Origin of the sequence: Acinetobacter sp. AL9 (genome assembly GCF_041464035.1) — a bacterium.
Classification (GTDB): domain Bacteria; phylum Pseudomonadota; class Gammaproteobacteria; order Pseudomonadales; family Moraxellaceae; genus Acinetobacter; species Acinetobacter towneri.
On the sequence record NZ_JAYFSK010000063.1, the window covers coordinates 1 to 12418 of the forward strand.

The 12418-nt window shown below is 41.0% G+C and carries 12 protein-coding genes and 1 pseudogene; 11 read left to right on the forward strand and 2 right to left on the reverse strand.

Annotated elements, in window-relative coordinates:
- The 4 genes and pseudogenes from ACEO2X_RS11705 to ACEO2X_RS11720 all read left to right on the forward strand — a co-directional run.
- Positions 1–95 (forward strand): transposase domain-containing protein (locus ACEO2X_RS11705; RefSeq protein WP_136143756.1); only part of this gene is annotated, 95 nt, incomplete at its 5' end.
- A gap of 34 nt (positions 96–129) precedes the next feature.
- Positions 130–561 (forward strand): annotated as a pseudogene (locus tag ACEO2X_RS11710) (hypothetical protein); the annotation flags it as partial.
- A gap of 221 nt (positions 562–782) precedes the next feature.
- Entirely contained in the window at positions 783–1787 is a 1005-nt protein-coding gene (locus ACEO2X_RS11715; RefSeq protein ID WP_004973182.1) for an LLM class flavin-dependent oxidoreductase, read from the forward strand.
- 244 nt (positions 1788–2031) lie between these two features.
- Positions 2032–2586: a flavoprotein gene (locus ACEO2X_RS11720; protein ID WP_371972064.1), complete on the forward strand. Its 555-nt coding sequence runs from the start codon at positions 2032–2034 to the stop codon at positions 2584–2586.
- Positions 2587–2700: 114 nt separating this feature from the next.
- On the opposite strand, the gene ACEO2X_RS11725 is transcribed toward ACEO2X_RS11720, so the two are convergent.
- The gene (locus ACEO2X_RS11725; RefSeq protein WP_004973178.1) at positions 2701–3537 is read right to left on the reverse strand and encodes a pyruvate, water dikinase regulatory protein; all 837 of its coding nucleotides are present in this window, start codon (positions 3535–3537) and stop codon (positions 2701–2703) included.
- Positions 3538–3692: 155 nt separating this feature from the next.
- Here ACEO2X_RS11725 and ppsA point away from each other — a divergent pair, with 155 nt between their 5' ends.
- The 7 genes from ppsA to cyoE all read left to right on the forward strand — a co-directional run bounded on the left by ppsA (position 3693) and on the right by cyoE (position 12147).
- The gene (gene ppsA, locus ACEO2X_RS11730) at positions 3693–6071 is read left to right on the forward strand and encodes a phosphoenolpyruvate synthase (protein ID WP_004973175.1); all 2379 of its coding nucleotides are present in this window, start codon (positions 3693–3695) and stop codon (positions 6069–6071) included.
- 74 nt (positions 6072–6145) lie between these two features.
- Positions 6146–6943: an RDD family protein gene (locus ACEO2X_RS11735; RefSeq protein ID WP_004973172.1), complete on the forward strand. Its 798-nt coding sequence runs from the start codon at positions 6146–6148 to the stop codon at positions 6941–6943.
- Positions 6944–7245: 302 nt separating this feature from the next.
- Positions 7246–8319 (forward strand): ubiquinol oxidase subunit II, encoded by a 1074-nt coding sequence (gene cyoA / locus ACEO2X_RS11740; RefSeq protein ID WP_004973169.1) that lies wholly within the window; start codon positions 7246–7248, stop codon positions 8317–8319.
- 3 nt (positions 8320–8322) lie between these two features.
- Positions 8323–10311 (forward strand): cytochrome o ubiquinol oxidase subunit I, encoded by a 1989-nt coding sequence (cyoB, locus tag ACEO2X_RS11745; RefSeq protein ID WP_371972065.1) that lies wholly within the window; start codon positions 8323–8325, stop codon positions 10309–10311.
- A 3-nt stretch (positions 10312–10314) separates the two neighbouring features.
- Complete coding sequence (gene cyoC / locus ACEO2X_RS11750; RefSeq protein ID WP_096900905.1) at positions 10315–10932, forward strand: cytochrome o ubiquinol oxidase subunit III; 618 nt, start codon at positions 10315–10317, stop codon at positions 10930–10932.
- Positions 10932–11258, forward strand: coding sequence for a cytochrome o ubiquinol oxidase subunit IV (locus ACEO2X_RS11755; RefSeq protein WP_004973158.1), 327 nt, complete (start codon positions 10932–10934; stop codon positions 11256–11258). Before cyoC ends, ACEO2X_RS11755 begins: the two co-directional genes overlap by 1 nt.
- Positions 11259–11268: 10 nt before the next feature.
- Positions 11269–12147, forward strand: coding sequence for a heme o synthase (cyoE, locus tag ACEO2X_RS11760; RefSeq protein ID WP_286396726.1), 879 nt, complete (start codon positions 11269–11271; stop codon positions 12145–12147).
- Positions 12148–12322: 175 nt separating this feature from the next.
- Here the strand turns inward: cyoE and ACEO2X_RS11765 are convergent.
- A partial coding sequence (locus ACEO2X_RS11765; protein WP_179992416.1) for a transposase domain-containing protein occupies positions 12323–12418 on the reverse strand: 96 nt, incomplete at its 5' end.

Below are 12418 nucleotides of genomic sequence, written 5' to 3' on the forward strand. Positions count from 1 at the left end.
CCTATTTAAGTGATGTGCTGAAAAGGCTGCCGACGCATAAAGCGACCCAAATAGAAGAATTACTGCCACATCGCTGGAAATCCAACTCAAATTAAAAAATAGGCATGGGGTTCAGCGGACGCTTACGTAAGTTCTGCCTTGGGTGGTGCTGTCGGAGCAGCAATTGGTCAACAAATGGGTGGACAAACAGGCGCGATGATTGGTTCAGCCATTGGTGGTGCGGGCGGTGCTGCAGCTTCTGCCAATAAACGTGACCGTAACGGTGCCATGATTGGTGCTGCCTTGGGCGGTGCAGGTGGATATAGCGTTGGTCGCAATATGGCAGGCAACAATGGTGGCTATGTCGGTGCAGGACTCGGTTCTGCAGGTGGTGCAGTATTAGGTCAAAAAGTTAGCGAAGACCGTCGAGATGACCGCTATGACAACAAACGCTACGATGATCGTTATGACCGCCGCTATGATAGCCGTGGCTATCGCTACAATGACTACCGTTATAATGACCGTTACCGCAAAGACAATGGCTTACATTTAGGTCACTATAAAAATGGTAAACGTCGTTAATTTCTCACGATACTTCTAACAATCAGCACCTTCGGGTGCTTTTTGTTTGCTGACTACTTGCTTGGATAAATGTTTTTTTATAAAGCGTGCTTTTTGGATGAATGTCGCGCGTTGTTAAATGGCAATATCTCATGACTCGCCCATATATCGAAAATTTTCGATATACAAAATCAGTGCAGCATCGTATGATAAAACTCTCTTTAATCAAGCTGGAATAAATGATGCGTTCCCTGCAAGACACAAAATTTGCCATTCTTGAACTCGCACCTGTACGTGATGATCAATCAGTACAGTTTTCACTGCATCATGCACTTGAATTAGCACGACACGCAGAACAACTCGGCTATGACCGTTTGTGGTTGGCGGAACATCATAATATGGATGGCATTGCCAGCTCAGCAACCGCAGTTCTTTTGGGTTATTTATTAGCAAATACGCAAAAAATTAAACTCGGTTCTGGCGGTATTATGCTCCCCAACCACGCACCGTTAGTGGTCGCTGAACAGTTTGGAACTTTAGCGACTTTATATCCTAACCGTATTGAACTCGGTTTAGGTCGCGCACCAGGCACAGATCAAGTGACCATGCGTGCGCTGCGTCGTGGGCGACAGGAAACTGAAGATCAATTTCCGCAAGATGTTTTAGAAATTTTGCATTACTTTAAAGATGCTGAACCACAACAACGTATTGTTGCTACGCCAGGACAAGGGACACACGTTCCTGTATGGTTGCTTGGTTCAAGTTTATTTAGCGCACAACTTGCTGCAAAATTAGGACTACCCTACTCATTTGCCTCACACTTCGCCCCGCGTATGCTTGCTCAAGCCATTCAGTTATATCGTGACAATTTTGAGCCTTCAGAATATTTAGAGCGGCCTTATGTGTCTATGGGTGTGCCAACAGTGGTTGCAGATACCGACCAAGAAGCAGAATTTTTGGCGACTAGTGCCTATCAGCGTGTTTTAGGTTTAATGCGTGGACAAAGCCTAAAACTCAAAGCTCCAGTCGAAAGTATGGATGGCTTATGGTCACCTGCAGAAAAAATGTCAGTTGATAGTTTTTATGCCATGGCGCAAATTGGCTCAAAGGCGACTGTCAAAGCAGGATTGGAAAACTTATTGGCGAAGTATGATGTCGATGAGTTTATTTTTACCTGTGACATCTATGACACAGAAAAACGCTTACATAACTTTGATTTGCTCATGCAAATGAAGTTAGATACTTAATTAGCTCCGACCTTGTAGTTCTATTGAGCTACAAGGTTTCATCAATTAAAAACATTTAAAATAAATAACTTAAATCCGTTTTCTTGTTCTCTTTCGCTTAAATCTCAGTAATCTCAGTTGAATTAATTTTCAATCTTTAGGAATGACTGGCTCGCCTGCACAAAAGACTTTACCAAACAGTACTGCCCCAACAAAATAGAGTAAATGTTCTAATTTATAAAATGAATATATCAAGAGATTCAGCATGGTCAGTCCTAAACACGACGTACATAGACACGCTTTTCAAAACTGCTTGGCAGATTTTCAAGAATTCCAAGGCGAATGCATTCCTGCAACTGAAATCAAACAGCATGACTTCACAGGTTTACGCGTTGCAGTTATTGGTGCAAATCAGGACAGCGTGGCACAACTCGATAGAATTTGTCAGCAAGCAACATCTGTTCAAGTCTTTCAAATTGCACCGCATTTTGTCCTGCCAAGTACAGAACGTGGCATCCATCGCCTAATTAGCCATCCTTTGGTGTTTAAAAATCGACGTTTGTTTAATAACCGCGTCAAAAATATTTTGGCTTTACGCTTTTTAGATGCTCAAGTCAAAGACACGTGGCTTAAACGTCAACTCACACCAAACATTGCAGATACACATCAACGCTATTTTAAATCTGATCATTATTATTCAGCTTTACAACGCGAAAATTGCCATTTGATTACTTGGCCAATTGTCAAAGTCTGTGCACATAGCGTGCATAGTATTGATGGACAAGAACATCCAATTGATACCATTATCATTACATTTTAAGTCACACTAAAAGCATTATCATTTAAATAAATAGTAGCTTGATTTTTATTCTATTTAAATCCAATAAAAAAGAGCCAAAATAAAATTTTGGCTCTTTTAATACATATAGTTTCATTAACCAATACGACGTTTTAAACCTGTCATTTGTAAAACACGTGTTGAAATTTCTTCAATCGACATTTCTGAAACATTTAAATATTTAATCCCTTCTGAAATATAAATACCTTCAATCGCACGCAATTCCATTTGGCATTGATTAAAACTTGCATAACGGCTATTGGCTTTACGTTCAGTACGAATTGCCACAAGGCGTTCAGCATCAATCATCAAGCCAAATAACTTATGTTTATGCGGCTTTAATACGGCTGGCAAACGGTTGTCATCGAGGTCTTCTTCAGTCAATGGATAGTTCGCCACACGAATCCCGAACTGTAAAGAAAGGTAGATGGAAGTTGGCGTTTTACCCGAACGCGACACCCCAATCAGAATCAGATCGGCCTTGTCGTAATGGCGTGTACGTGCGCCATCATCGTTATCTAAGGCAAAATGCACCGCATCAATACGTGCCTTGTAAGATTCAGAATCTGTTACGGCATGCGTCTGCCCGACCAAAGTGGTTGGTGGTGTTCCTAACTCTTCAGAAAGCTTACTAATTAAGCCTTCAAATACATCTAAATTAATTGCTTTGGCAGTGTTGATAATGTCACGCACATATTGGTCAACCAAGGTATCAAACACCAAAGGTAATTGACCATCAATTTGTGCTCGGGCATTAATCTCTGCCACCACATTCATAGCCGCTTCTTCAGACGTAATATAAGGATGAATATGAATATCAAAGTCCACATTTGGAAATTGCGCTAAGAGTGAATGTCCAAGGGTTTCAGCCGTAATTGCAGTTCCATCGGAAATAAAAAAAACACTCCGCTTAATTTGTTTACCATCTGACATTAAAATTCTCCTTAAACATTTGTCTTAGTGCTATATAATCTTTATAGTAAACCGATCTTACATGACTGTCGCTTAGTAAAACCAAATTGCTAAGTAGATTTATTATAATTTCATGACAAGATAGTGATTAATACTGCAAAAGTGGAGTAACAACTTTGGAAGCGCGCGTAATTGGTCTGGAAAAATTAGGGAAACACGATGTTGAGCTCGTGGGTGGGAAAAACTCATCTTTGGGCGAAATGATCAGCCACTTATCTAATGCTGGTGTATCGGTACCAGGTGGCTTTGCAACAACAGCTGCTGCTTATCGTGAATTTCTCGAGCAAAGTGGCCTAAACGCTAAAATTCAAGCAGAGCTAAAAACACTCAATGTAGATGACGTGAATGCGCTTGCTGAAACTGGTGCAAAAATTCGTCAATGGATTGTCGACACTCCGCTTACTGCATCACTAGAACAAGAAATCCGAGTTGCTTTTGAAGCACTCTCTAACGGCAACCCAAACATCGCGGTTGCCGTTCGTTCATCTGCAACTGCAGAAGATCTACCAGACGCATCTTTCGCAGGTCAGCAAGAAACATTCCTAAACATCCGTGGCATTGACAACGTATTAATTGCCATTAAAGAAGTTTTTGCATCTTTGTACAACGACCGCGCGATTTCTTACCGTGTACACCAAAACTTTGACCACGATGTCGTTGCTTTGTCTGCAGGCGTACAACGTATGGTACGTTCAGAAACTGGCGCTGCTGGTGTAATGTTTACCCTAGATACAGAATCTGGTTTCCGTGATGCTGTATTCATTACTGCTTCTTATGGTTTGGGTGAAATGGTGGTTCAGGGTGCAGTTAACCCAGATGAATTCTATATTTCTAAGCCTTTATTAAAAGCAGGCAAACACTCAGTTTTACGTCGTAACCTTGGCTCTAAACACCAAAAAATGATTTATGGTGAAGAAGGCGCGGCTGGTAAATCTGTAGTTGTGGTCGATGTTGAAAAACAAGATCGCCAACAGTTCTCTTTAAATGATCACGAACTACAAGAATTAGCGAAACAAGCGTTAATTATTGAAGAACATTATCAAGCGCCTATGGATATTGAATGGGCAAAAGATGGTGATGACGGTCAAATCTACATCGTTCAAGCACGTCCTGAAACTGTAAAAAGCCGTGAAAACGTCGGTACTATGGAACGCTACCTATTGAAACAAAAAGGTACGGTCATTTGTGAAGGTCGTTCAATTGGTCAGCGTATCGGTTCTGGTAGAGTCCGCGTTGTAACGTCTATTAAAGAAATGGACAAAGTTCAGGAAGGTGACGTTCTTGTTTCAGACATGACTGATCCAGACTGGGAACCAGTGATGAAACGTGCTGCTGCAATTGTCACTAACCGCGGTGGTCGTACTTGTCACGCTGCAATTATTGCCCGTGAATTAGGCGTACCTGCAATTGTAGGTTGTGGTAATGCAACTGAAGTTTTGACTGATGGTCAGGAAGTTACAGTTTCTTGCGCCGAAGGCGACACAGGTTTCATTTATGAAGGTGCTTTAGATTTTGAAGTTCAAAAGAACTCAATCGAATCTATGCCTAAACTTCCGTTCAAAATCATGATGAACGTTGGTAACCCAGACCGCGCATTTGACTTTGCTCAAATTCCAAACGAAGGGATTGGTCTTGCACGTTTAGAATTCATCATCAACCGTATGATTGGTGTGCATCCTAAAGCATTGCTTAATATTGACAGCTTACCACGTGAAACACGTGCAGCAGTTATGGCGCGTACTGCGGGCTATTCATCGCCAATCGAATTCTATGTAGAAAAATTGGTTGAAGGTATTTCTACCCTTGCTGCTGCATTCGCTGACAAACCAGTGATTGTGCGTATGTCTGACTTCAAATCAAACGAATACGCAAACTTAATTGGTGGTAAGTTATATGAGCCAGAAGAAGAAAACCCAATGTTGGGCTTCCGTGGTGCAAGTCGTTATGTGTCTGACAATTTCCGTGACTGCTTCGAGCTTGAATGTCGTGCCTTGAAAAAAGTACGTGACGAAATGGGCTTAACCAACGTACAAATTATGATTCCATTTGTACGTACCGTTGCTGAAGCAAAACGTGTGATCGAATTGCTTGCGCTGAATGGTTTAAAACGTGGTGAAAATGGTCTGAAAGTGATCATGATGTGTGAATTACCAACCAACGCATTGTTGGCTGAACAATTCCTTGAGCATTTCGATGGTTTCTCTATCGGCTCAAATGACTTAACTCAGTTAACACTTGGTTTAGACCGTGACTCAGGCATTGTTTCTCACCTGTTCGATGAACGTGACCCTGCAGTGAAAGCATTACTTTCTATGGCAATTCACGCATGCCGTAAAGCAGGTAAATATGTCGGTATCTGTGGTCAAGGCCCTTCAGATCACCCTGACCTTGCACGTTGGTTAATGGAACAAGGTATTGAATCTGTATCTTTAAACCCAGACTCAGTTTTAGACACTTGGTTCTTCCTTTCTGAAGAAAAAGCTCAACAAGCGTAGTAAAACGTGTTAAAAGAAAACCCATGCACCTGCGTGGGTTTTTTTTCAAATTCATTTTTTGAGATTTTATATTTATGCAAATTTACTTGGCACGAAATAATCAACAAGCTGGGCCATACACCTTAGAGCAGCTCAACCAAATGCTCGCCAGCCAACAAGTGTTGCTGACAGATTTGGCTTGGCACCAAGGCATGAGCGAATGGAAAGCTTTAGGTGAACTCACCCAAGGTAAACTTGTATATGAACCACAAGGCTACGTCAGCACACCACCTGCCCCTGAACATTCACCTTTTCAAAATACAGATTACACGGCTACAAACACATCACGACCAAGCTCAGCATCATCAAATTCAAGAACACAGGCAACAAAAAATGAATTGGCGAGCATTAACCAACGTGCTTTAGCCAAAATTATAGACATGTTGTTATGGTTGCCTGCAGCAGCACTTCCCTCTTTTTTCTTAAATGCGGACCAGTTTGAACAATTGTCTGGTTTACAACAAAAAATGCAGGCAGCGACAACGTCTGATCAAGCCATGCAATTGCAAACTGAACTCTTTCAGCTCATTCCAATGCAAGCTTGGCAAGCGGTGGCAATTTATTTATTGATTATGCTGGGCATACAAGCCTTCCTGCTGGCTAAAACTGGACAAAGTATTGGCAAACGTCTGACTAAAATTAAGATTGTCGATGCTGAAACCGATGAAAAAGTCAGCCTAATGCGTGTGTTTACTATTCGCTCTATCATTTTCATTATTTTGAATATGATGTTTATGCCCTTCATCACAATTTTAGATTATGGCTTTGCATTTGGTGCAAAACGACAGGCTTTGCACGATAAACTCGCCAAAACCAAAGTCGTAAAGCAATAATTTGATTTTATTTATTCAGGGATGATTGATCATCCCTTTTTTCTTATAATATTGATAAATATAAATAAATTAAAATTAACACAAATAATTCCGAGTATAAAAATTGGTTTTTATTCCCTCCACTTAAAGCCGCTTTATGTGTAGCTTAGTTTGTCGATATCAGGCATAATGCCCTACAACGTAGCGGTGTCCGATGATTAAGAAGACTTTTTCATCTTTTTTGATGTCTTTTTAATCATGCGACACTTTAATCGCTATCCCATATTAAATTAGGGAATGGGACTCTTCACCGAGGTTGTAAAATGAGACAAACGATTTTAGCTGTATTGTCTTTATCTACGATGGCTGCACTCTTAACTGGGTGTGGCGGTGATTTAGTACTTCTGAACTCAAAAGGTCCAGTTGCAGCAGGTCAAAGTAACCTGATGATGACTGCGATTTACCTAATGCTATTGGTGGTTATTCCATCTGCAATTATGGCATTGTGGTTCGGTTGGAAATATCGCGCATCGAATAAAGACGCAGACTATCAACCAACATGGTCACACTCTACTGCAATTGAAATTGTAGTATGGGGTATACCTGTTATTATTATTTGTATTTTAGCTTGGTTAACTTGGTGGGGTTCCCACAAGTACGACCCTTACCGTCCGCTAGAATCCGAAAAAGCTCCTTTAACTGTTCAAGTTATTGCTGAACAATTTAAATGGATCTTCATCTACCCAGAACAGAACATTGCTACTGTTAACGAATTACGCTTCCCAGAGCAAACGCCTGTAAGCTTACGTTTAACATCTAACTTCACAATGAACTCGTTCTTTATCCCTGCATTATCTGGTCAGATTTATGCAATGGCGGGTATGCAAACTCACTTGAACGTTTTAGCAGACAACACGGGCGAATTCCGTGGTTTCTCATCTAACTACTCAGGTTATGGTTTCTCGCAAATGCGCTTTAAAGCTCACTCTGTAACTCAAGCTGATTTTGAGCAATGGGTAACAGCTGTTAAAGCAGGTCAAGGTACGACTATCAATCCTCAAGCTGTTCAAAAAACAGTTTTAGATCAAGCTGAATTTGCTTCTTTACGTGACGGTAACCGTTCACAGAAACAAATTGATGCAATGGTTCGTAACGCCAAAACTGAATTAGAGAAAAAACTTGCTGCAACGGCTTTAAAAGAAGGTCCATATAAGACTCAGCCACATCCTGTGACTTATTACTCTTCTGTTGAGCAAGGCTTGTTTGAATCAGTGATCAATAACTATATGAGTAACTACCATGGTGCTGACCATTCAGCTCCTGTAGTGGCTGGTGAAGCGCCTGCTTCTGAAACTCATGTAGCAGTTGAACATGCGACTGCTTCTCAAGGGGAATAAGACATGAGCTTATTAGGTAAGTTAGGTCCAGATGCAATTCCTTACGATCCAATCGTATTGGTAACTGTTGCAGCGATGATCTTAGGTGGTCTTGCAGCGATTGCTGGTATTACCTACTTCAAAAAATGGGGCTACTTGTGGAACGAATGGTTCACATCTGTAGACCATAAAAAAATTGGTATCATGTATATCTTTGTATCTGTAGTCATGTTACTTCGTGGCTTCGCAGATGCGATCATGATGCGTCTTCAACAGTTCCTTGCGAAAGGTGGTGGTGAAGGCTATTTACACCCAGAACACTATGACCAGATTTTCACCGCACACGGTGTGATCATGATCTTCTTCGTGGCAATGGGTCTTGTTGTTGGCTTAATGAACATCTCTGTACCATTACAGATTGGTGCTCGTGACGTAGCCTTCCCGTTATTAAACTCTTTAAGCTTCTGGTTATTCGCTGGTGCTGCAGGTTTAATGATGGTTTCACTTGCATTAGGTGAATTCGCTGCTACAGGTTGGATGGCTTATCCTCCTCTATCTGGTATCGAATATTCTCCAGGTGTTGGTGTTGACTACTATATTTGGGCACTTCAGGTTTCTGGTCTAGGTACGCTTCTTACTGGTGTTAACTTCTTCGTTACCATCATCAAAATGCGTGCGCCTGGCATGAAACTTATGGACATGCCTGTTTTCACTTGGACATCATTAGTTACTGCGGTACTTATCATTGCAACTTTCCCAGTTTTAACTGCGACAATTGCGATGTTAACGCTTGACCGTTACTTCGGTTTCCACTTCTTTACGAACGACATGGGTGGTAGCCCAATGTTGTATGTAAACTTGATTTGGACATGGGGTCACCCAGAAGTATATATCTTAATATTACCAGCATTTGGTATTTTCTCTGAAGTAACTGCGACTTTTGCGCGCAAAACTTTGTTCGGTTACAAATCAATGGTGTACGCAACCGTTGCAATTGGTGTGTTATCACTTGTTGTATGGGTTCACCACTTCTTTACCATGGGTGCAGGTGCCAACGTTAACGCGTTCTTCGGTATCATGACCATGATTATTGCGATTCCTACTGGTGTGAAAATCTTCTCTTGGTTATTCACTATGTACAAGGGTCGTATTACCTACACTACCCCAATGCTATGGACACTTGGCTTCCTTGTGACTTTTGGTATCGGTGGTTTAACAGGCGTATTAATGGCAGTTCCACCAGCGGACTTCCTTGTACACAACTCTTTATTCTTGATTGCTCACTTCCATAACGTAATTATTGGTGGTGTTGTATTCGGGATGTTCGCAGGTATCATTTACTACTGGCCAAAAATGTTTGGTTGGAGACTCAATGAAACTTGGGGTAAAGCAGCATTCTGGTTCTGGTTCTTCGGTTTCTACTTTGCATTCATGCCACTTTATATCCTTGGCTTCATGGGTATGACACGTCGTTTGAATACTTATGACAATCCTGAATGGGATCCATACTTGGCAATTGCATTCTTCGGTTCTGTGTTAATTGCTATTGGTATATTCTGCTTCGTTATGCAGATCGTGGTTGGTTTCTTACAACGCAACCAACGTTTAGATCTTACAGGTGATCCATGGGATGGTCGTACGCTTGAATGGGCTACTTCTTCTCCAGCACCGTTCTATAACTTTGCTCACCTTCCAAAGATCAATGGTATTGATACTTTCTGGACTGACAAAGAAAATGGTGTTGCATACGCTCGTCCAACGAAGTATGAAGATGTCCATATGCCAACTAACCGTGCAGCTGGCTTCATAATTGCAATGTTTATTACAACTATGGGCTTCGCATTAATCTGGCATATTTGGTGGCTAGCAATCGTTACGTTCATTGCGGCAATCATCAGCTTCATCGTGAGTTCTTTCACGAAGAAAGTGGACTACTATGTTCCTGCTGCTGAAGTTGAGCGTATTGAAAACGAACGCTATGCGATCCTTGAAAAACACTTGAAGAAGGACTAAGACATGGCTGAAGTACTTCATCACGACAACCACGGACATGATGATCATCACCACGATGATACGGACATCACCGTCTTTGGTTTCTGGACCTACTTGATGAGTGACCTTGTAATTTTCGGTACACTCTTCATCGCGTTCGCTGTATTAAGTAGCCACGTTCCAGTAGGCACTCCAACAGCTAAAGATTTGTTTGGCGAGTCATTAGGCTTCGTTTTAACAGAAACTTTTGCCCTGTTGATTTCTTCTGTAACTTTCGGTTTTGCCGTTTTAGCTGCTTACAAGAAAGATGTTGCTAAAGTTCTAACTTGGTTAGGCGTGACTTGGGTTTTCGGTGCGATCTTTATTGGTATGGAACTTTATGAGTTCAACCATTTAGTTCACGCTGGACATGGTCCAAGTACGAGTGCGTTCTTATCTGCGTTCTTTACTTTGGTTGGTACGCACGGTATTCACGTAACTTCAGGTTTAGTTTGGATGATCGTGTTAATGGTTCAAATCAAGAAATATGGTTTGACTATTCCGAACATGCGTCGTTTAGCTTGCCTAAGCTTGTTCTGGCACTTCCTTGACATCGTTTGGATCTGTGTATTCAGCGTAGTTTACTTGATGGGAGTTCTCTAATGAGTCACGATCACAACTCTGCTGGTGCATCACACGGTAACACTAAGCAATATACGATTGGCTTTATCCTTTCTGTTATCCTTACCATTATTCCTTTTGGTATGGTTATGGCAGGTGGTTTTGGCCGTGGTATTTTGATTACTGTTATTTCGATTACAGCAGTTGCTCAGATTCTTATTCAATTAATTTATTTCTTGCATATGAATTCTTCTTCAGAGCAACGTTGGAACGTGATTGCATTCGTGTATACCATTCTGACCATTGCCATCCTTTTGGTTGGTTCTGTATGGATCATGAACTACCTACACTACAACATGATGATCTAAACTGGTTGTCATGCTGAAAAAGTATTTATTCCTGACAAAGCCAGGAATTCTCTTTGGTAATTTTATTACCACTTTGGGTGGCTACTTTGTAGCTGCCCAAGGTTCTGTAGATTTCCTTCTCCTACTGCTTACTCTGCTTGGTACAACGCTTGTTGTCGCCTCAGGATGTGTGGTCAACAATATTATTGACCAAGACATCGACCAAAAAATGCAACGCACACAAAACCGTGCTTTAGTGAAAAAAACTGTTTCTGTTCCTATCGCGCTGATTTATTCAGTGGTATTGGGTGTGATTGGTTTTAGCATTTTATGGTTTGGAGTTAACGCATACGCTTTTCTTTTTGCACTGATTGGTTTCGCGGTTTATGTCGGCTTTTACAGTCTATGGACCAAACGTACAACAATTCATCAAACCATTATTGGCAGTATTTCAGGTGCAAGCCCACCTGTCATTGGTTATACGGCTGTTGCAAATCAATTTGACTTAGCTGCACTACTTATCTTTTTAGGTTATGCACTTTGGCAAATGCCCCACTCTTGGGCGATTGCAATTTACCGTTTTGATGATTACAAAAATGCGGGGATTCCAATTTTGCCAGTTGCTCGTTCAATTTTACGAACGAAAATTGAATCACTGATTTATGTGGTGTTATTTACCGTTGCCATGAATGGACTGTTTGTATTTGGTTATGCAAACTGGCTGTATCTGGTTATTTTGAATGCACTTTGTATTTATTGGTTCTATATTGGCGTCATTGGCTTCAAAGCTGAAAATGATCAATTATGGGCAAAACGCTTTTTCCTATTTTCGGTTATTTTAATTACTGTTGTGAGTTTATGTTTTAGCTTTACAGCAACTGCACCAAGCACGCAAATCATACTTTTTTAAAAGATAGAGTTTAACTCTATCTTTTAATGGAGTGCCTACCCTCTCCACACTTCAATATTTAAATAATAACAATTTATCTGTCTTTGATTTATTCGTCCTTAATAATTTTCGAATTAAACACTCTAAAAGTTAGTGACATACAAAGTAAGCGTCCGCTGAATCCCATACCTATTTTTTAATTCGATTTAGGTTTCCAGCGGTGTGGTAGCAATTCTTCAATTTGGGTCACTTTGTGTGTCGGTAACCTTTTCAGCACATCACTTAAATAGGC

What these genes read in the sequence shown, in the direction of transcription:
- ACEO2X_RS11715 (WP_004973182.1), top strand. Translation starts at nt 783, where the DNA reads ATGCGTTCCCTGCAAGACACAAAATTTGCCATTCTTGAACTCGCACCT.
- ACEO2X_RS11720 (WP_371972064.1), top strand. Translation starts at nt 2,032, where the DNA reads ATGGTCAGTCCTAAACACGACGTACATAGACACGCTTTTCAAAACTGC.
- ACEO2X_RS11725 (WP_004973178.1), bottom strand. Translation starts at nt 3,537, where the DNA reads ATGTCAGATGGTAAACAAATTAAGCGGAGTGTTTTTTTTATTTCCGAT.
- ACEO2X_RS11735 (WP_004973172.1), top strand. Translation starts at nt 6,146, where the DNA reads ATGCAAATTTACTTGGCACGAAATAATCAACAAGCTGGGCCATACACC.
- cyoA (WP_004973169.1), top strand. Translation starts at nt 7,246, where the DNA reads ATGAGACAAACGATTTTAGCTGTATTGTCTTTATCTACGATGGCTGCA.
- cyoB (WP_371972065.1), top strand. Translation starts at nt 8,323, where the DNA reads ATGAGCTTATTAGGTAAGTTAGGTCCAGATGCAATTCCTTACGATCCA.
- cyoC (WP_096900905.1), top strand. Translation starts at nt 10,315, where the DNA reads ATGGCTGAAGTACTTCATCACGACAACCACGGACATGATGATCATCAC.
- ACEO2X_RS11755 (WP_004973158.1), top strand. Translation starts at nt 10,932, where the DNA reads ATGAGTCACGATCACAACTCTGCTGGTGCATCACACGGTAACACTAAG.
- cyoE (WP_286396726.1), top strand. Translation starts at nt 11,269, where the DNA reads ATGCTGAAAAAGTATTTATTCCTGACAAAGCCAGGAATTCTCTTTGGT.